Below are 19,236 nucleotides of genomic sequence, written 5' to 3'. Positions count from 1 at the left end.
ATGTGTGGCATCGCAGGCACCTACCGATGGCCGGACGGAAAGGTCGTGACCGACCGGCTCACCGACACCCTCGCCCACCGCGGTCCGGACGGGGCGGGCCGGTACAGCCACCCCGTCCGTGACGGCGAAGTGCATCTCGGGCACCGCCGGCTGGCCATCATCGACCTGTCCGACACCGGCGCCCAGCCGATGGTCTCGGACGGCCTCGTCCTGACGTACAACGGCGAGCTGTACAACGCCCCCGAGCTGCGTGCCGAGCTGGCAGCCACCGGGGTGCGCTTCCGCGGTACCTCCGACACCGAGGTACTCCTGGAGGCCTGGCGGCGCTGGGGCACGGACTGTCTGCCCCGGCTGCGCGGCATGTTCGCGTTCGGCATCTTCGACGAGCGCACCGGTGACCTGGTGCTCGCCCGCGACCAGCTGGGCATCAAGCCGCTGTTCCTGCTCCGGCGCGGTGGGGGCCTGGTGTTCGCCTCCGAGCTCAAGGCGCTCGCCGTCGCGACCGGCCGGCCGCTGGAGGTGGACCAGGCGGCGCTGGTGGCCTCGCTGCTGTACTACTGGGTGCCGGACTCACGGTGCGCGTTCCGCGAAGCGGAGAAGCTGCCGCCGGGGAGCTGGCTGAGGTGCCGGCCCGACGGCCGGGTGGAGCGCGGCCGGTTCTGGAACCTGAAGGACGTCGCCGCCGAGGGCCAGGAACGGGCCCGGGCCGGCGAACAGCCGGACCTGGCCGCCATCGTCGAGGAGTCGACCCGGCGTCACCTGCTCTCCGACGTACCCGTGGCGACCTTCCTCTCCGGCGGCCTCGACTCCAGCTACCTGACCGCGCTGGCGGCCCGCCACCAGCCGGGGATCTCCGCCTACACGATCGGGTTCCGCGCCGAGGACGCCAAGTTCGAGGCGATGCCGGACGACCTGCGCTATGCCCGGCAGGTGGCCGAGCGGTTCGGCGTCGACCTGCACGAGATCGAGATCGCGCCGAACGTGCTCGACCTGCTGCCGCAGATGACGTACCACCTGGACGAGCCGATCGGCGACCCCGCCGCGATCAACACCTACCTGATCTGCATGGCCGCACGAGAGGCTGGGGTGAAGGTGATGCTCTCGGGGATGGGCGCGGACGAGCTGTTCGCCGGGTACCGCAAGCACCTGGCCAACCTGATCGCGCTGCGCTACCAGCGCGTCCCGCGGCCCCTGCGGCGCGGGGTGTCCGCGGCCGTGGACCGGCTCCCCGTCGCCACGGCCCGCCGGGGGTACCGGTCGGTGCGGTTCGCGAAGCGGTTCCTCTCCTTCGCCGATCTGCCGGAGGAGACCGCCTTCCGGCGCAGCTACACCATGTACGACCAGGACGAGTTGCTCGCCCTTCTCGACCCGGACCTGGCCGGGACGGTCCAGGACGTGCTGACCGAGCACGCGGACGTCTACCAGGACAACGACCTCGACGACTTCGTCAACCGCATGTGCCTCACCGACGCCCGGATGTTCCTGCCGGGCCTGAACCTCACCTACACGGACCGTTCCAGCATGGCCGCCTCGACCGAGGTACGCGTGCCGTACGTGGACGTCGAGGTCGTCAAGGCGGCGTTCGCGGTGCCCGGCGATCGCAAGATCGTCGGACGGCAGGGCAAGGCCGTCCTCAAGGAGGCGGCCACCTCGATCCTGCCCCGGGAGATCGTGTACCGGCCCAAGGGCCTGTTCAGCGCCCCGCTGCGGGCCTGGATGAGCCGGGATCTGGCACCGCTGGTGCGCGAGGTGGTCGACGACGGTGTGCTGGTCAATTCCGGGTTCCTGCGCCGCGAAGCGCTGGCGCGCATGGTCGCCGAGGACGCCGCCGGGCAGCGGGACTTCTCCAAACATCTGTGGCACGTACTGACCCTCGAGTACTGGTATCGCGACGCGACCTCCGGGTCCGGCCAGAGCACTCGGTTGACGGCTTAGGAATCAGGAGTTCGGGTGAAGCAGGTCGTACAGAACTACAAGAGCGGCGAGCTGGCGGTGCTCGACGTTCCGGTGCCGGGGTGCAAGCCGGGCGGCGTGCTGGTCCGCAGCGCCTACTCGCTGATCTCCACCGGCACCGAGCTCATGAAGGTGTCCGAGGCCGGGATGTCGATGCTGGGCAAGGCCCGCTCACGGCCGGACCAGGTGGCCAAGGTCATGCAGAGCGTGGCCACCAACGGGGTGCCCGCCACCTACCGCAAGGTGATGGGCAAGCTGGACTCCTACACGCCGCTGGGCTACTCGCTGTGCGGGGTGGTCGAGCAGGTCGGCGCCGGTATCGACGACGTGAAGGTCGGCGACCTCGTGGCGTGCGCCGGCAACGAGCACGCGCTGCACGCCGAGTTGAACTGGGTGCCGAAGAACCTCTACACGCCGGTGCCGGACGGCCTCGCGCCGCGCCACGCCGCCTTCGGCACCGTCGGGTCGATCGCGATGCAGGGCGTCCGCCGGGGCGAGCCGCAGCTCGGCGAGGTGGCCCTGGTCATCGGCCTGGGCCTGATCGGCCAGCTGGTGGTCCAGCTCCTCGCCGCCTCCGGAGTCCGTGTCGTCGGCGCCGACCCCGATCCGGCGCGCTGCGAACTAGCCGCGCGCCTGGGCGCCGCGGCCTGCGGCGACCCCGCGTCCGCGGCCGTGGAGGCCGCCGTCGCCGAACTCACCGACGGGCACGGCGTGGACCAGGTGTACCTGGCCGCCGGCGGCGGCAGCAACCAGCCCGTCGAGCTGGCCGCCCGGCTCTGCCGGGACCGCGGCCGGGTCGTCGACATCGGCAAGTGCCGCCTGGACCTGCCGTGGAACGCGTACTACGAGAAGGAGCTCGACGTCCGGTTCTCCCGCAGTTACGGCCCCGGGCGCTATGACCCGGAGTACGAGCTGGAGGGGCGCGACTACCCGATCGGCTACGTGCGCTGGACCGAGCGCCGTAACCTGGCGTGCTTCCTCGACCTCGTCGCCCGCGGCAGCGTCGACGTGGAGCCCCTGGTCTCCCACGTCGCCGACTTCGACGACGCGGTCGAGACGTACCAGCGGCTGAAGGACGGCGAGTTGAAGGCCGTGGCCGTGCTCTTCCGGTATCCCGAAACGGCGGCGGAAGGGGAGGCGGAGGCCCCGTCGGTGGCCGTGCCCGCGGTGCGCCGCAGCGGGGGAGCGTCCGCCCCGGCCCGGGCAGCCAAGTCACCGGTGCGCCTCGCGTTCGTAGGCGCGGGGAACTACGCGACGTCGATGCTGCTGCCGCACCTGGCACAGCGCGACGGCGTCGAGCTGTCGACAGTCGTCACCACGACGGCGCTCTCCGCGGCCAACGCGCAGCGGAAGTTCGGCTTCGCCGAGTCGACCACCGACCTCGACGCCGTGCTCGGCGACAAGTCCGTCGACGCGGTGTTCGTGGTCACCCGGCACAGCTCGCACGCCGAACTGACCCGAAAGGCACTGCTGGCCGGCAAGACGGTGTTCGTGGAGAAGCCCCTGGCCCTCACCGAGGACGAACTGGCCGGCGTGCTCGCGGCGGTGGAGGAGTCCGGCAACGACCGGCTGCAGGTGGGCTTCAACCGCCGGTTCGCACCGCTGCTGCAGGAGGCCAGAGAGCGGTTCGGCGTCCGGACCGGTCCGGCGAGCCTGCGCTACCTGGTCAACGCGGGCCGGCTGCAGCAGGGCAGTTGGTACCTCCAACAGGGCACCGAGGGCTCGCGGTTCGCCGGCGAGGGCGGCCACTTCATCGACACGGCGAGCTGGCTGCTCGACGCCGACCCGGTCTCGGTGTATGCGACGGCCGCGCCCGGCAACGAGGACCTCCAGGTCGTGCTGCGCTACCCGGACGGATCCACCGCCACCATCAGCTACGTCACCACCGGCGCGCCCGGCTTCCCCAAGGAGACGCTGGACCTGGTCGCGGACGGCAAGGTGCTGCGGCTCGACGACTTCGTCCGCGCCTCGGTGTACAGCCGCAAGCGGTGGGTCAGTTCGCGGCTGCCCAAGGCCCGGGACAAGGGGCAGAACGCCGAACTCGCCGCGTTCATCAAGGCCGTGCGGACCGGCGGGCCGATGCCGGTGCCGCTCGAATCGCTGGTCGCGACCACGGCGGCCACCCTCGCCGTGCGGACCGGCCTGGCCGGCGGTGCGCCGGTGACGTTGGCGAGGGCGCGATGACTGTGAGCTCGGGGAGTGCGGGCTGGTACCTGCGGCGGCTGTCCCGGATGGGGCCGCGGGAGGTCGCGGGCCGGGCGGGCGACACGGTGCGCAGACGGCGGTGGCGGTCCGCGCGGCCGGACTGCCCGAGCGTGACCGGCGCCCGGTTCACGGCAGTACTGCCCGCCGGGACGATCGCCGCAGTGCCGTCGGACGCCGCGAAACGTCTCGTCGCCGAGGCGGACCGGCTGATGTACGGGCACGTCGAGTATTTCGGGGTGGTCCGCGACGACCTCGCCGACCCTGACTGGTGGTGCGACCCGAAGACCGGGCGCCGGGCTCCGTGGGGCTACGCCTTCGACGTGCCGTACCGGAACGAGGACGTGGTCGGGGACATCAAGCAGATCTGGGAGCTGTCCCGGCACCAGTACCTCACCGTGCTCGCCGCCGCCTACGCGGTCACCGGGAACGAGCGGTACGCCGAGCGTGTGGCCGAGCATCTGCGGTCGTGGTGGACGGCCAACCCCCCGCTGCGGGGCGTGCACTGGATCAGCGGCATCGAGCTGGGTATCCGGCTGGTGTCCTGGGTGTGGATCCGCCGGCTGCTCGACGACTGGCCGGGCGCGGCCGGGCTGTTCGAGGACAACCCGGTGGCGCTGAACCAGATCTGGCACCACCAGCGCTGGCTGGCCGCCTTCCCCAGCCGAGGGTCCTCGGCGAACAACCACGTCATCGCCGAGGCCGCCGGGCAGTTCGCGGCGGCCTGCGCGTTCGGCTGGTTCCCCTCCTCGGGGCGCTGGCGGGCCGACGCGCTGCGGTCGCTGGAGCGGCACCTGCGAAGCAACACCTTCACCTCCGGCCTCAACCGCGAGCTGGCCACCGAGTATCACGGACTCGTGCTGGAACTCGGCCTGGCCGCGGTGGCCGAGGCCGACGCCGCAGGCGTGCCGGTCCCCCCGTCCGTCCGGCTGGTGCTGCTGCGGATGACCGACGCACTCGCGGCCGTCGTGGACAGCCGGCTGCGGCCGCCGCGCCAGGGGGACGCGGACGACGGGCACGGTCTGGTCGTGGACGGCTCGGGCACCGACCGCTGGGCCTCGCTGCTTGCCACCGGCGACGCCGTGTTCGGCCGGCTCGCCTGGTGGCCGGCGGTGACCGGCACCGATGTGCGCACCCCGCTGCTGGCCGCGCTCATCCGGCCGTACGCGAAGAACGGAACCGCACCGGCCGTGTCCCGCCCGGCTCGCCGGCCGGCCCACTTCGCCGACGCGGGGCTCACCATCCTGCGCGGTCCGGGAGAGATCTGGTGCCGCTGCGACGGTGGTCCGCACGGCTTCCTGTCCATCGCCGCACATGCCCACGCGGACGCGCTGTCCGTGGAGGTCCGGCACGACGGGGTCGACGTGCTCGCCGACCCGGGGACGTTCTGCTATCACGGGCAGCCCGCGTGGCGGCAGTACTTCCGGTCCACCCTCGGCCACAACACGCTGCAGTTGGACGGCAGTGACCAGTCCGTCTCCGGCGGCCCGTTCCTGTGGACCCGGCATGCCCGCACCCGCGTCCTGGCCGCGGACACATCCGGCGAGGGCGTGGCTCGCTGGTGTGCCGAGCACGACGGGTACCAGGGTTCCGTGCATCGCCGCCGGGTGGAGCTGACGGCCGCGAGCCAGGAGCTGAGGGTGGTCGACGAGGTGCGCGGTCCGCGCCGGGCCGTGCAGCTGGCGTTCCACCTCGGCCCGGCGATCGCCGCCGACCTGGTGGGGAACCGCGCGGTGCTCACCTGGATCCGGGACGGCGAGGGGCGTTCCGCGGTGCTCGACCTGCCCGGCCAGCTGTCCTGGCGGGCGCATCGCGGCGAGACCGACCCGCCGCTGGGCTGGTACTCCGCGGGATTCGGGCGCAAGGAACCCATCACAACGCTGGTCGGCACCGGCACCGGCACCGGCACCGGCACCGGCACCGGCACCGGCACCGGCACCGGCACCGGCACCGGCACCGGCACCGGCTCCGCCGACGGCGCGGACGGGTTCACCACCGTGCTCAGGTTCCGCGGCTAGGGGGAGGCGTGGGGATCAAGAGGCGGCACTGGGCGCTGGCTGCGGCACCGCTGGCGCTGGCCCTGCTGACGGCGACCGGCTGCGAGAGCACGTCGGGCGCCCCGGCAGCGGAGCCGACCGCCGCGCCGACCACGTCCGCGGCCCGATCCGTGGCCCGGGTCTGCGCCAACCCCGCGGCCGGGCCGGCGAAGGCGCCGGCGGGCGCCGTGACGGTCGACCCCGCGGTCGTCGGTGACCTGGCATCGAAGACCAAGAGCAGCCCTGCGAACACCACGTTCTGGCTTCGACCCGGCAAGCACAGGCTCGACCCGGACCGCTACGCCCAGGTCATCCCCAAGAAGGGGGACCGCTACCTCGGTGCGCCGGGCGCGGTGCTCGACGGCGGGAAGAAGAACCAGTACGCGTTCGCGGGCACCGCCCGCGACGTCACCATCCGCTACCTGACCGTGCAGCGTTTCGTCGCGCCGCAGAACGAGGGCGTGGTCAACCACGACTCGGCCGACGGGTGGGTGATCGAGCACGCGACGATCCAGCACAACTCCGGGGCGGGGCTGATGGCCGGCGCCCACCAGCGGGTCCGCGCCAGCTGCCTGCGCGACAACGGGCAGTACGGAATGAACGCGTACAAGAGCGGCGGTATCAGCGACCTGGTGGTCGAGGACAACGAGATCGTGGGCAACAACACCGACGACTGGGAGCGGCGGCAGCAGGGCTGCGGCTGCACCGGAGGCATCAAGTTCTGGGCCGTCAACGGCGCTGACGTACGCGGCAACAGGGTGCACGACAACCGCGGAGCAGGGTTGTGGGCGGACACGAACAACAACGACTTCCTGATCGAGAACAACGTGATCGAGGCCAATGACGGTGCCGCGCTGATCTACGAGACCAGCTACAACGCGGTCATCCGGAACAACACGATCCGGCGGAACAACTGGGTCGAGGGCCGCAGGTACGCCGACCGCGGCGACAACTTCCCGTACGCGACCGTCTACCTGTCCGAGTCCGGCGGCGAACCACGGATCCGGGCCCGCACCGACAAGATCAAGATCTATCGGAACGTGCTGGAGAACAACTGGTCCGGGATCACCCTGTGGGAGAACGCCGACCGCTTCTGCAACAGTCCGGCCAACACCTCGTCCGGTGACTGCACGCTGCTGGTGAAGAACGCCGACCGCTGCGCGAAGCCGGCGATCGCCAAGGCACCGCTCTACGCCGACTGCCGGTGGAAGACCCAGCGGGTGGACATCCACGACAACCGCTTCGTGCTCGACGAGTCCGTGGTCAAGTGCACGGAGATGTGCGACCGCATGGCGGTGCTGTCCAACTACGGCACCTACCCCGACTGGTCGCCGTACAAGGGCGAGAAGGTGGCTGAGGCGATCACCCACAAGCAGGACAACCGCTGGCACGACAACACCTACCTCGGACCGTGGAAGTTCGTCGCCTACGACCCGAGCCGGGTGCTCGACTTCGGGGAGTGGCAGGGCACGGACTACCGGCAGGACGCGGGCAGCACCGTCGACCCACGGGCCGGTGGTTGAGATGGACACGCAGACGGACACGCAGTCCGGTGCCGGACCGGGCGCCGCCGGCACACCGAGGATCGTCGGGGTCGTCTGGGGGCTGCTGGTCCTCAACACGCTGGGCTCCGCCGGGGCGAAGACCATCGTCCCGCTGCCGCGCTCCCTCATCCAGATGGTCACCATGGGCGCCCTGGTCGCCGCGTTCGCGCTGGCGCTCGCGGTCAATCTCCGGCTGCGCATCCGGCCCAGCGCCTACCTGCTCCTGCTCACCCTGCTGCTGGTGACGAGCGTGATCTCCAGCGCCAACCTGGAGTCCGGGTTCGGCGCCCTGTTCCGCTGCTTCCGGCTGGCTCTCTTCGTCGGCACCCTGTGGTTGCTCAGCCGCTGGTGGGACGGCAGTCCGACGTTCGTCCGGTACCACATCCGGGCGTACTTCGCGGTGCTCGGATCGGTGGCCGCCGGCCTGGTCGTCTCACCGGGGAAGGCCCTGCCCGACCTCTACGGCGGACGCCTGGTCGGCGCGCTGTGGCCGCTCACCCCGCCGCAGATCGGGCAGTACGCAGCGGTGATCATCGGGCTCACCGCGCTGCTCCTGCTGGGCCGCCGGACCGACAGGACCAGCGCCGTGGTGGTCATCGTGCCGTCCTTCGTGCTGCTCGCGCTGACCCATACCCGGACGGCCACGCTCGGCCTGTTCATCGGGCTGGCGCTGGCGATCGGTTCGCTCATCCTGACCAGCGCGGCAGCCCGCCGGTTCTTCACCTGGGCGGTGCTGTGCGCCGTGGTGGCCGCGGTGGGGTTCGCCTCCGCCCTGCAGACGTGGTTCCTGCGCGGACAGAGCAAGGAGAACTTCTCCAGCCTCACCGGTCGCGCCAAGGTCTGGGACGCCCTCCTTGCCGCGCCCCGGTCGACCTCGGAGAAGTTCCTCGGCGTGGGCCTGGGCGACAAGTCGTTCGGCGGGCTGCCGATCGACAACAGCTGGCTGGCCGTCTACAACGAGCAGGGGCTGATCGGCGTCTCCCTCGTCGCGGTGATCATCATCGTGCTGGGCGCCGTCGCGCTGCTGCGGCCACCGTCGCTCCAGAGGGCCTGCGCGATCTTCCTGATCAGCTACTGCGCGGTCGCCTCGTACACCGAGGCCGGTCTCGGCGACGCCTCGCCGTATCTGCTGCATCTGGCCGTGGCCGCCTCGCTGCTGGCGGCACCCGCCGCGACGACGCTCCCCGCCACGCCCGAACTCCCCCGACAACACAGCCAGGGATCGGAGGTGAGCTGAGCATGCACGTCCTCGTGGTGCACAACCGCTACGCCTCGGCACAGCCGAGCGGCGAGAACAAGGTCGTCGACCAGGAGGTGGAACTGCTGCGCGCGGCCGGCCACCGGGTCGGGGTGTTCGAGCGGCGCAGCGACGACATCGCCGGCCGGTCCCTCCTCGGCAAGGTCGCGGTGCCGCTCCTGGTGCCGTGGAACCCGGCGGTCCGTACGGAACTCGCCGCCCGGCTGCGCACCGAGCGGCCGGACGTGGTGCACGTCCACAACGTCTTCCCGCTCCTGTCGCCCGCGGTCCTGGCCGCGTGCGCCGACGCCGGTGTGCCCGCCGTCGCCACGCTGCACAACTACACCCAGGTCTGCCCGCCCGGCACGCTGCAGCGGGACGGCCGGCCGTGCACCGAGTGCGTCGGCTCCGCACCACTGCCCGCCGTCCGGCACGGCTGCTACCGCAACTCCCGCCTCGCGACGGTGCCGCTCACGGTCAGTCTGTCGGCCAACCGGCGGCGGTGGTGGTCCGGCGTGGAGCGGTTCTTCTGCATATCCGCGGCACAGCGCGACGTCCTGGTGCGGTCCGGCATGCCGGCCGAGCGGCTGGCGGTGAAGCACAACTTCGTGCCCGACCCGGGCACTTGCCGAGTGGGCGGGGGAGAGCAGTTGCTCTATCTCGGCCGGCTCGCGGAGGCCAAGGGCGTACGGCTGCTCATGGCCGCGTGGGACGAGATCGCAGCGGGCGGCGGTGTGGGCGTACCGCTCGTGATCGCCGGCACGGGGCCGCTGGAACGAGAGGTGACCGCCTGGGCGGCGGGCCGGGACGACGTGCGCTACGTCGGCCTGCTGGATGCGGCGGAGTGCCGGAAGGCCATCACGCGGTCGGTCGCCGTGGTGGCTCCCTCGACGTGGCTGGAGGCGTTCGGGCTGGTGGTCGTGGAGGCCATGGCGGCCGGGGTCCCGACCGTCGCCGCCGGCCACGGCGCCTTCGTCGAACTCGTCGAGGACGGTGTCACCGGACTGCTGCACGAGCCCGGCGAGGCGGGCTCGCTCGCGTCCTGCATACGCCGGATCGCGGCCGAACCGGACCGCAACCGGGAGATGGGCCAGGCGGCCCGCCGCCGCTACGAGCAGGGATTCAGCCCGGCCGTCGGCCTGGAGCGCCTGCTGGAGGAGTACCGCACCGCGATCGCGGGACGGTCGGCACAGGCTCGCGGCGGGGACACCCGCGTGAGCAGGGGGGATGGGGACAGCAGATGACACGATGCCGACTCTGCGGCTCGGAAGCGATGGCGAGCGTCGTCGACCTGGGGGCGACGCCGCCGTGTGAGAGCTTTCTCGCCGCGGACCAACTGGATCAGCCGGAGCCGGCGTACCCGCTGCACCTGCGGGTCTGCACCGACTGCTGGCTGGCGCAGATCCCTCCGCTGATCACGCCGGAGGAGACGTTCAAGGAGTACGCGTACTTCTCCTCCTACTCGACCTCCTGGGTGGAGCACGCGCGCACCTTCGTCGCCGGCGCCGTCGAGCGGCTTCCGCTCGGCCCGGACGCCTTCGTGGTCGAGGTGGCGAGCAACGACGGGTACCTGCTGAGGCACGTCGTGGACCAGGGGATCCGCTGCCTCGGCATCGAGCCGTCGGTGAACGTCGGCGCCACGGCACGGGAGGCGGGCGTGCCCACGCTCACGGAGTTCCTCTCCCCGGACACCGGTGCGGCCGTCCGCGCCGAGCACGGCCCGGCGGACCTGGTCGTGGCCAACAACGTGTACGCGCACATCCCCGACGTGGTCGGGTTCACCAAGGGGCTGCGCGCCCTGGTCGCCGACGACGGCTGGGTCTCCATCGAGGTGCAGCACCTGCTGACCCTGATCGAGGAGAACCAGTACGACACGATCTACCACGAGCACTTCCAGTACTACACGGTCGCCTCCGCGATCCGGGCGCTGGCGAGCGGCGGACTCGCGCTCGTGGACGTCGAGTTGCTGCCCACGCACGGCGGCTCCATCCGGCTGTGGGCCCGCCCGGCCGAGGCGGCCGGCGAACCGACGCAGCGGGTGGCCGACGTACTGGACCGGGAGAAGGCCGCCGGGCTCCAGGAGCTGTCCGGGTACGCCGAGTTCTCCGCCCGGGTGGCCAAGGTCCGCCGGGACCTGCTGCGGTTCCTCATCGAGGCGGCCGAGCGCGGTGAGACGGTCGTCGGCTACGGCGCCCCGGGCAAGGGCAACACCCTGCTCAACCACTGCGGCATCCGCCCCGACCTGCTCACCTACACCGTCGACCGCAACCCCTACAAGCACGGCAGGTTCACCCCGGGCACCCGCATCCCGATCCTGCCGCCCGAGCGGATAGCCGCCGACAAGCCGGACTACGTCCTCGTCCTCCCGTGGAACCTGCGGGCCGAACTCGTCGAGCAACTGTCCTTCGTGCACGAGTGGGGCGGCCGGCTGGTCTTTCCCATCCCGGAACTGAGCATTGTCGAGGGCGTCTTGAAAGAGGTCACAGCATGAAGGTCGTCCTGTTCTGCGGCGGTTACGGGATGCGGATGCGCAACGGAACCTCCGACGACGTGCCCAAACCGATGGCGATGGTCGGCCCGCGACCGCTGATCTGGCATGTCATGCGCTACTACGCGTACTTCGGGCACAAGGAGTTCATCCTGTGCCTCGGGTACGGGGCCCACCACATCAAGGACTTCTTCCTCAACTACGAGGAGACGACGTCCAACGACTTCGTCCTGCGGGGCGGGCGGACCGAGTTGCTGTCCACCGACATCGCCGACTGGACGATCACGTTCGCGCAGACCGGCATCGAGTCACCCATCGGGGAGCGGCTGCGCCGGGTGCGCCACCACCTGCACGGCGACGAGATGTTCCTCGCCAACTACGCCGACGTGCTCACCGACGCCCCGCTGCCGGAGATGATCGACCGGTTCGCCCGGCGCGACGCCGGGGCGTCGATGATGGTGGTGCCGCCGCAGTCGTCGTTCCACTGTGTGGAGCTGGGCGAGGACGGCCTGGTGGGCGGCATCACCGCGGTGAGCGAACTGCCGCTGTGGGAGAACGGAGGCTACTTCGTGCTCCGCCAGGAGGTCTTCGACCACATACCGGAGAACGGGGACCTGGTCGCCGACGGATGCGCCCAACTGGCCAAACGGGGGCGGCTGGTGGCGCATCAGCACCGCGGCTTCTGGAAGCCGACCGACACCGTGAAGGAGCGGGCCGCGCTCGACGAGGCCTACTCCCGGGGCGACCGTCCGTGGGCCGTGTGGGAACGGGACGTCGCGGGGGTGCGTGCGTGATCCGGCTCGGGGCCGGTCCTCTTGACCGGATCGTCGTGGTGGGCGCGCACTGCGACGACATCGCCATCGGCGCCGGAGGCACGCTGCTGACGCTGTGCCTCGCGCGGCCGGGTGTCCGCGTCGACGCGCTGGTGCTCTCCGGCGGCGGCAGCGAGCGCGAGCAGGAGGAGCAGGCCGCGCTCGCCGCCTTCTGCCCGGGCGCCGACCTGCGCCTGACCGTGCACAAGCTGCCGGACGGCCGGCTGCCGGCGCACTGGGAGGAGGCCAAGGCCGCGGTCGAGGAACTGCGTGCGCAGACCGAGCCGGAGCTGGCCCTCGCGCCGCGCACCGATGACGCGCACCAGGATCACCGCGGCCTGGCGAAGCTGATGACCACCGCGTTCCGCGACCATCTCGTGCTCGGCTACGAGATCGTCAAGTGGGACGGCGATCTGGGCCGGCCGGCGGCGTACCAGCCACTGGTGCCGGAGATCGCCGAACAGAAGGTGCGGCTGCTGCAGGAGCACTACCCCTCGCAGCGGCACCGGGCCTGGTACGACCGGGAGGCGTTCCTCGGCCTGGCCCGGATCCGCGGCATCGAATGCCACGCGCGCTACGCCGAGGCCTTCGCCGTCACCAAACTCACGCTCAACCTGGGGGGTTGAACCTTGCGCGTACTACTGACCGGACACCAGGGCTATCTGGGCTCCGTGATGGCCCCGGTCCTCAGGGCCGCCGGGCACGAAGTCGTCGGCCTCGACGCCGGCCTGTTCGCCGACTGCGTCCTTGGCCCGCAGCCCGCGGACCCGCCGGGGCAGCGGGTGGACCTGCGCGACGTCACGGCCGACCACGTGGCCGGGGTGGACGCCGTGATCCACCTGGCCGCGCTGTCCAACGACCCGCTCGGCTCGCTGGCGCCCGAGCTCACCTACGACATCAACCACCACGCGTCCGTGCGGCTGGCCCGACTGGCCCGCGACGCCGGAGTACGGCGCTTCCTGTACGCGTCGACCTGCTCGGTCTACGGCGCCGCCGGCGGCGACGGCCTGGTGGCCGAGGACGCCCCGCTGCGCCCGGTGACGCCGTACGCGGAGTCGAAGGTGCGGGTGGAGGACGACCTGCACGTGCTGGCCGACGGCGACTTCACCCCGGTGTTCATGCGCAACGCCACCGCCTTCGGCTACTCGCCCCGGCTGCGCGCCGACATCGTGCTGAACAACCTGGTGGGCCACGCCCTCCTGTCCGGCGAGGTGTTGGTGCTCTCCGACGGCACGCCCTGGCGCCCGCTGGTGCACGCCGCCGACATCGCGCGGGCCTTCACGGCCGCGCTGACCGCGCCGCGCGAGGCGGTGCACGACCGGGCGTTCAACATCGGCAGCGAGATCAACAACGTCACCGTCGCCGAGATCGCCGAACAGGTCGCCGAGGCGGTGTCCGGCGCGAAGGTGGTGATCACCGGGGAGAACGGTGCCGATCCGAGGTCGTACCGGGTGGACTTCTCCCGGTTCCGCGCCGCGGTGCCCGGCTTCGACTGCGAGTGGACGGTGAAGCAGGGCGCGCTCGAACTCGCCGACGCCTACCGGAAGTTCGGGCTGACCCGGGAGGACTTCGAGCAGCGCTACACCCGGCTCGCCGTGCTGCGCGCGGCGTCCGAGGCCGGCACCGTCGACGACACCCTCAGGTGGCGCAGGTGACCGACGTGAGCGAGGAGATGTACGCGCTGGTGGAGCGGATGTACCCGCTCTGCCGCAGCATCACCGGCGACGGTGTGCGCGCCACTCTGGACATCGTCGGGGAGTACATCCCGCTGCAGGTGTACGAGGTGCCGACCGGGACGCAGGTGCTCGACTGGACGGTTCCGCAGGAGTGGAACATCAGGGACGCGTACATCGCCGACACCGCAGGCCACCGGGTCGTCGACTTCGCCGCGTCCAGCCTGCACGTGCTCGGCTACAGCGTGCCGGTGTCGGCGACCATGCCGCTCGCCGAGCTGCGCGGTCACCTGCACACCCTGCCGGACCACCCGTCCTGGGTGCCGTACCGCACCAGCTACTACAAGCCGGACTGGGGGTTCTGCCTGGCCCAGGAGACCCTGGACGCGCTGCCGGACGGCGAGTACGAGGTGCGCATCGACTCCACCCTTGCGGACGGCCACCTCACCTACGCCGAGTACGTGGTCCCCGGGCAGGTCGCCGACGAGGTGATCGTCTCCTGCCACGTCTGCCACCCGTCGCTGGCCAACGACAACCTGGCCGGCATCGCCGTGGCCACCTTTCTGGCCCGGGCCCTTGCGGAGCAGCCGGCGTACTACACCTACCGGTTCCTGTTCGCGCCCGGCACCATCGGGGCGATCACCTGGCTGGCCCGCAACGCGGAGCGGGTGGACCGGGTCAAGCACGGCCTCGTGCTGGCCTGCGCCGGGGACCCCGGCCAATTGACGTACAAACAGAGCAGGCGCGGTGACGCGGAGATAGACCGGGTGCTGCGGCACGTGCTGACCGCGTCCGAACGCCCGCACCAGGTAACCGAGTTCACTCCGTACGGCTACGACGAGCGGCAGTTCTGCTCGCCCGGGTTCAATCTGGGCGTGGGCTCGCTCACCCGGACCCCGTACGCCGGCTACCCCGAGTACCACACCTCGGCGGACAACCTGGACTTCGTCTCCCCGGAGGCGATGGCGGACACCCTCGCTGTCTGCCGCGAGGCGTTCGCCGTCCTCGACCGCAACCGGCGGTACCTCAACCTAAGCCCCTACGGCGAACCGCAACTGGGCCGGCGCGGGCTGTACGACGCGCTCGGCGGCCGCAGCGACACCAAGCAGGCCCAGATGGCCATGCTCTGGGTGCTCAACCTCTCCGACGGAGAGCACAGTCTGCTGGACGTCGCCGAGCGGTCCGGGCTGCCGTTCGACACCGTCGCCGCCGCGGCCGGCGCGCTGCTCGGCGCCGGGCTGATCAAGGAATGACGCGGATGACCACCGAGGGGGAGAACCCGCAGAAGACGGCGCCACCGGCCGGGTCCGCCAAGCGGGCCCTCGTCGGCCGGCTGTCCTGGGGACTGGCCGACCAGGCGGCTTCCAGCATCAGCAACTTCGCGGTGGGCATCTACGTGGCCCGCTCGCTCGGGGTGACCGCGTTCGGCGTGTTCAGCCTGGCCTGGGTGACCTACGGCGTGGTGCTCAACGTCTCCCGCGGCCTTGCCACCGACCCACTCGTGGTGCGTTTCAGCGGCGTGCCGGACGTGTCCTGGCGCGGGGCGGTGGCCCGGTCGACCGGGACCGCGATCGGCGTCGGATCCGCCATCGGCGTGGTGTGTCTGGTGGCCGGACTCGGTCTCGGCGGCGGTCTGGGGGCCGCGTTCGCCTGCCTCGGCGTCATGTTGCCGGGGCTGCTGCTCCAGGACGCCTGGCGGTTCTCGTTCTTCGCCGCCGGGGCCGGGCGGAAGGCGTTCGTGAACGACGTGGTGTGGGGGGTCGCGCTCGTCCCGGCCATGGTGGTGGCGGCCCATGTGGGCAGCGTGGCCGCCTTCGTGCTGGCCTGGGGCGCGTCCGCCACGGTGGCGGCGGGGTACGGCTACCTCCAGTCCGGCATCCGGCCCCGGACGGCGCAGGCCCGCGGGTGGCTTCGCGAGCAGCGTGATCTCGGCTACCGGTATCTGGTCGAGAACGTCAGCCTCAGTGGCGCGAGCCAACTGCGGGCGTACGGGCTCGGCGCGATCGTCGGGGTGAGCGCGGTGGGCGCGGTGCGGGGCGCCGAGCTCCTGCTGGGCCCGTTCCTCGCCGTGCTGATGGGGCTTTCGCTGGTCACCGTCCCGGAGGCGGCACGGGTGCTGCGGCAGGCCCCGCATCAACTGGGCAGGTTCTGCCTCCTCCTCGGCGGGGGGCAGGCCACCGGAGCGCTGCTCTGGGGCTCGGCGCTGCTGCTCATGCCGGACCGGCTCGGCGAGCTGGTGCTCGGCGACGTCTGGCACTCCTCCTCGCAGCTCATCGTGCAGATCACCCTCAGCGTCGCGGGAGCGGGCCTCGGGACCGGCGCGGCGGCCGGGCTGCGCGCGCTCGGCGCGGCCCGGCGCAGCCTGCGCTGCCAGCTGTTCGCCTCCGCCTGCTATGTCGGCGGCGGCCTCGGCGGGGCGGCCGTCGCCGGCACGGCCGGCTCGGCCTGGGGCGTCGCCGCCGCGACCGTCAGCGGCTCGGCCGTGTGGTGGCTGCAACTGCGGTCCGCCCTGCGCGAGCACCACCACAACCCCATCCCCGAAGTGAGGACCTCATGACCGCCCGACCCAGGCTGAGCATCGGCCTGCCCGTGTACAACGGCGAGGAGTACCTGGCCGAGTCGTTCGACGCCCTGCTCGGCCAGACCTATGAGGACTTCGAACTGGTCGTCTCCGACAACGCCTCGACCGACGGGACCCAGGACATCTGCCGCAAGTACGCCGCGCAGGACTCACGCATCCGGTATCTCCGGCTGCCCCGGAACATCGGAGCCACGCCGAACCACAACCATGTGCTGGCCGAGTCCCGCGGCGAGCTGTTCAAGTGGGCCTCGCACGACGACCTGTACGGCCGGGACCTGCTGCGGCGCTGCGTGGAGGCGCTGGACGAGCGGCCGGACGTGATCCTCGCGCACACCGGCCAGGCGGTCATCGACGGCGACGGCCAGGTGACGGTCCCCTACGAGTACACGCTCGCCACCGACTCGCCGCACGCGCCGGAGCGCTTCCGCAGTCTGCTGTTCGAGCCGGGGGGCGACGACTTCTACGGGGTGATGCGGGCCGACATGCTGCGCCGGGTGAAACCGATGGACAGCTATCACCACGCGGACCGCACGTACGTCGCCGAGATCACCCTGCACGGGCCCTTCCACCAGGTGCCGGAGCTGCTGTACTTCCGCCGCGACCACCCCACCCGCGCCGAGCGGGCGAACCCGTCCAAGCGCTCCCGGTGCGTCAACCTGGACCCGCGCCGGGCAGGCCCGCTGCACCCGACGCCCCGGCTGCTCGCCGAGTACGTCTGGGGCTTCGCCGCGGCGATCCGGCGGGCGCCGCTCGCCCCGGCCGACCGGCGCGCGTGCTACGGCCACCTGGCCGCGTGGCTGACCAGCCGGGTCCGGCCGGGCGCCGGCGAGCGGGTCGAGGACCGCGCCCCGGTCGACCCGGCCCTGCTCACGGTCTCCGTCGACGCCCTCGTCGCCGGCCGTGAGGGGAGGCAGGCATGACGTCCGCGGACGGAACGCCGGTGCGCGTCGGGGTGTTCGGCCTGCTCGGCTCCGGCAACCTCGGCAACGACGGGTCGCTCGAGGCCGTCCTCGGGTACCTCCGCGCCGAGCATCCGGAGGCGGTCGTGGACGCGCTGTGCGGCGGGCCCGAGGCCGTGACGACCCGGTTCGGGATCCCCGCCACGCGGCTGCACTGGAACCGCGCGGAATACCGGACCGCGTCACGTGCGGGCGCGGTCGCGGCGAAGGGGCTCGGCAAACTCGTCGACGTCTTCCGCACCGCCGCCTGGGTGCGCCGGCACGACGTGGTGATCGTGCCGGGCATGGGCGTCCTGGAGGCGACCCTTCCGCTGCGGCCGTGGGGCTTCCCGTATTCGCTGTTCCTGCTCTGCGCGAGCGGCCGGCTGCTGGGCACCCGGGTCGCGCTGGTCAGCGTCGGCGCCGCCGAGATCGGCAACCGGCCCACCCGGGCCCTGGTGCGCTGGTCGGGGCGCCTGGCCGCCTACCGGTCCTACCGGGACGCCCAATCCAGGGACGCGATGCGGGCGATGGGCGTGGACACCGCGCGCGACGAGGTCTACCCGGACCTGGCCTTCTCCCTGCCCACGCCGCCGGTGAGCGCGCCCTCGGGCTCGCCGGGCCCGGTCTGCGTCGGCGTCATGGACTTCCATGGCGGCAACGACGACCGCGCCCGGGCCGACGAGATCTACCGGCGCTACCTCGACGGGACGATCCGGTTCGTCCGCGTCCTGGTCGAGGAGGGCAGGCCGGTCCGGCTGCTCACCGGCGACCGGTGCGACGCCACGGTGGTCGAGGCGATCCTCGACGCCGTGGACTCACCGCTGGTCACCGCCGCCGAACCGGCCTCACTCGCCGACCTGATGAAGGAGATGGCGGCCGCCGACACCGTCGTGGCCGTCCGCTACCACAACCTGATCTGCGCGCTGAAGACCGGAACACCGGTGCTCGCCCTCAGCTACGCGGCGAAGAGCGACGCGCTCATGGCCGGGATGGGCCTCGGCGCGTACTGTCACCCGGCGCGCGAGGTCGACGCCGACCGGCTGCTGGAACAGTTCCGGACGCTGGAGAAGCGATCGGCCGAACTGCGGGGGACCCTCGCCGAGCGGAACCTGGCCGCCGCCCGGCAACTCGACGACCAGTTCACCGCCTTGACCGCGGCCCTGTTCCCGGCGACCGTCCACACTCACGCCCACACCCGCCCTCGGCAGGAGTCTCCATGAAAGCGACCGAAGTCCCGGAGATCGCCGGCGCGTACCTGTTCGAGCCGACGCCGTACGCCGACGAGCGCGGCTTCTTCTGCCGCACCTTCGACGCCGACGTGATCCGCTCGGTGGGCCTCGACCCGAACGCCTTCGTCCAGGACAGCGTGTCCCGCTCGGTCCGCGGCGTGCTGCGCGGCCTCCACCTGCGCTCCGGCGCCGGCGAGGCCAAGCTGGTGCGGTGCTCGTACGGGAGGATCTTCGACGTCGTCGCGGACCTGCGGACGGACTCGCCGACCTACCGAAACCGCGCCTTCTTCGAGCTGTCCGGCGAGACGCAAACGACTCTGTACATCCCTGCGGGGTGTGCGCACGGCTTCCAGGCACTGACCGAGACCGCCGACACCTCCTACCGGATCGACCGCCCGCACGATCCGGCCGAGGACGTGACGATCGCCTTCGACGACCCGGAGCTCGCCGTTCCGTGGCCGTTGCCGGCCACATCGATGTCCCAGCGGGACCGGGAGGCGCCGAGCCTCGCCGAGGTCCTGAAGCACAGAGAAAGTTGAG

At 71.7% G+C, this 19,236-nt stretch carries 15 protein-coding genes; all 15 read left to right on the top strand.

What is annotated here, in order from left to right; translation table 11 throughout:
* Genes asnB through ACWGJB_RS32105 form a run of 15 tightly spaced genes read left to right on the top strand, consistent with a single transcriptional unit; the run spans nucleotide 1 to nucleotide 19,235 of the window.
* The gene (asnB, locus tag ACWGJB_RS32175) at nucleotides 1–1,935 is read left to right on the top strand and encodes an asparagine synthase (glutamine-hydrolyzing) (RefSeq protein ID WP_453383562.1); all 1,935 of its coding nucleotides are present in this window, start codon (nucleotides 1–3) and stop codon (nucleotides 1,933–1,935) included.
* A 15-nt stretch (nucleotides 1,936–1,950) separates the two neighbouring features.
* Nucleotides 1,951–4,137, top strand: a complete 2,187-nt coding sequence (locus ACWGJB_RS32170) for a bi-domain-containing oxidoreductase (protein ID WP_453383561.1) — start codon at nucleotides 1,951–1,953, stop codon at nucleotides 4,135–4,137.
* Nucleotides 4,134–6,173, top strand: a complete 2,040-nt coding sequence (locus tag ACWGJB_RS32165) for an alginate lyase family protein (protein ID WP_453383560.1) — start codon at nucleotides 4,134–4,136, stop codon at nucleotides 6,171–6,173. The genes ACWGJB_RS32170 and ACWGJB_RS32165 overlap by 4 nt, the downstream gene beginning before the upstream one ends.
* 8 nt (nucleotides 6,174–6,181) lie before the next feature.
* On the top strand, nucleotides 6,182–7,714 hold the full coding sequence (locus ACWGJB_RS32160; RefSeq protein WP_453383559.1) for a right-handed parallel beta-helix repeat-containing protein: 1,533 nt from the start codon (nucleotides 6,182–6,184) through the stop codon (nucleotides 7,712–7,714).
* 1 nt (nucleotide 7,715) lies between these two features.
* Nucleotides 7,716–8,972, top strand: a complete 1,257-nt coding sequence (locus ACWGJB_RS32155) for an O-antigen ligase domain-containing protein (RefSeq protein WP_453383558.1) — start codon at nucleotides 7,716–7,718, stop codon at nucleotides 8,970–8,972.
* 2 nt (nucleotides 8,973–8,974) lie between these two features.
* A complete protein-coding gene (locus ACWGJB_RS32150) occupies nucleotides 8,975–10,216 on the top strand; it encodes a glycosyltransferase (protein ID WP_453383557.1) in 1,242 nt (413 codons plus the stop codon).
* Complete coding sequence (locus ACWGJB_RS32145; protein WP_453383556.1) at nucleotides 10,213–11,463, top strand: class I SAM-dependent methyltransferase; 1,251 nt, start codon at nucleotides 10,213–10,215, stop codon at nucleotides 11,461–11,463. Before ACWGJB_RS32150 ends, ACWGJB_RS32145 begins: the two co-directional genes overlap by 4 nt.
* The gene (locus ACWGJB_RS32140; protein WP_453383555.1) at nucleotides 11,460–12,254 is read left to right on the top strand and encodes a sugar phosphate nucleotidyltransferase; all 795 of its coding nucleotides are present in this window, start codon (nucleotides 11,460–11,462) and stop codon (nucleotides 12,252–12,254) included. Before ACWGJB_RS32145 ends, ACWGJB_RS32140 begins: the two co-directional genes overlap by 4 nt.
* Nucleotides 12,251–12,898, top strand: a complete 648-nt coding sequence (locus ACWGJB_RS32135) for a PIG-L deacetylase family protein (protein ID WP_453383554.1) — start codon at nucleotides 12,251–12,253, stop codon at nucleotides 12,896–12,898. Before ACWGJB_RS32140 ends, ACWGJB_RS32135 begins: the two co-directional genes overlap by 4 nt.
* Before the next feature lie 3 nt (nucleotides 12,899–12,901).
* Nucleotides 12,902–13,927: an NAD-dependent epimerase/dehydratase family protein gene (locus ACWGJB_RS32130; RefSeq protein ID WP_453383553.1), complete on the top strand. Its 1,026-nt coding sequence runs from the start codon at nucleotides 12,902–12,904 to the stop codon at nucleotides 13,925–13,927.
* Complete coding sequence (locus tag ACWGJB_RS32125) at nucleotides 13,915–15,198, top strand: DUF4910 domain-containing protein (RefSeq protein ID WP_453383552.1); 1,284 nt, start codon at nucleotides 13,915–13,917, stop codon at nucleotides 15,196–15,198. The genes ACWGJB_RS32130 and ACWGJB_RS32125 overlap by 13 nt, the downstream gene beginning before the upstream one ends.
* Nucleotides 15,195–16,502: a hypothetical protein gene (locus ACWGJB_RS32120; RefSeq protein WP_453383551.1), complete on the top strand. Its 1,308-nt coding sequence runs from the start codon at nucleotides 15,195–15,197 to the stop codon at nucleotides 16,500–16,502. Before ACWGJB_RS32125 ends, ACWGJB_RS32120 begins: the two co-directional genes overlap by 4 nt.
* Entirely contained in the window at nucleotides 16,499–17,446 is a 948-nt protein-coding gene (locus ACWGJB_RS32115; protein WP_453383550.1) for a glycosyltransferase family 2 protein, read from the top strand. Before ACWGJB_RS32120 ends, ACWGJB_RS32115 begins: the two co-directional genes overlap by 4 nt.
* Complete coding sequence (locus tag ACWGJB_RS32110) at nucleotides 17,443–18,687, top strand: polysaccharide pyruvyl transferase family protein (RefSeq protein WP_453383549.1); 1,245 nt, start codon at nucleotides 17,443–17,445, stop codon at nucleotides 18,685–18,687. The genes ACWGJB_RS32115 and ACWGJB_RS32110 overlap by 4 nt, the downstream gene beginning before the upstream one ends.
* Nucleotides 18,684–19,235, top strand: a complete 552-nt coding sequence (locus tag ACWGJB_RS32105; protein ID WP_453383548.1) for a dTDP-4-dehydrorhamnose 3,5-epimerase family protein — start codon at nucleotides 18,684–18,686, stop codon at nucleotides 19,233–19,235. The genes ACWGJB_RS32110 and ACWGJB_RS32105 overlap by 4 nt, the downstream gene beginning before the upstream one ends.
* Nucleotide 19,236: the final 1 nt, after the last annotated feature.

The sequence above is a fragment of the Streptomyces sp. NPDC054813 genome, from assembly GCF_053611365.1.
The sequence above is the reverse complement of the archived record's forward strand: the minus strand, read 5'-3'. Positions and strand labels throughout refer to the sequence as shown.

What these genes read in the sequence shown, in the direction of transcription:
- ACWGJB_RS32155 (WP_453383558.1), top strand. Translation starts at nt 7,716, where the DNA reads ATGGACACGCAGACGGACACGCAGTCCGGTGCCGGACCGGGCGCCGCC.
- asnB (WP_453383562.1), top strand. Translation starts at nt 1, where the DNA reads ATGTGTGGCATCGCAGGCACCTACCGATGGCCGGACGGAAAGGTCGTG.
- ACWGJB_RS32165 (WP_453383560.1), top strand. Translation starts at nt 4,134, where the DNA reads ATGACTGTGAGCTCGGGGAGTGCGGGCTGGTACCTGCGGCGGCTGTCC.
- ACWGJB_RS32105 (WP_453383548.1), top strand. Translation starts at nt 18,684, where the DNA reads ATGAAAGCGACCGAAGTCCCGGAGATCGCCGGCGCGTACCTGTTCGAG.
- ACWGJB_RS32110 (WP_453383549.1), top strand. Translation starts at nt 17,443, where the DNA reads ATGACGTCCGCGGACGGAACGCCGGTGCGCGTCGGGGTGTTCGGCCTG.
- ACWGJB_RS32140 (WP_453383555.1), top strand. Translation starts at nt 11,460, where the DNA reads ATGAAGGTCGTCCTGTTCTGCGGCGGTTACGGGATGCGGATGCGCAAC.
- ACWGJB_RS32120 (WP_453383551.1), top strand. Translation starts at nt 15,195, where the DNA reads ATGACGCGGATGACCACCGAGGGGGAGAACCCGCAGAAGACGGCGCCA.
- ACWGJB_RS32150 (WP_453383557.1), top strand. Translation starts at nt 8,975, where the DNA reads ATGCACGTCCTCGTGGTGCACAACCGCTACGCCTCGGCACAGCCGAGC.
- ACWGJB_RS32115 (WP_453383550.1), top strand. Translation starts at nt 16,499, where the DNA reads ATGACCGCCCGACCCAGGCTGAGCATCGGCCTGCCCGTGTACAACGGC.
- ACWGJB_RS32145 (WP_453383556.1), top strand. Translation starts at nt 10,213, where the DNA reads ATGACACGATGCCGACTCTGCGGCTCGGAAGCGATGGCGAGCGTCGTC.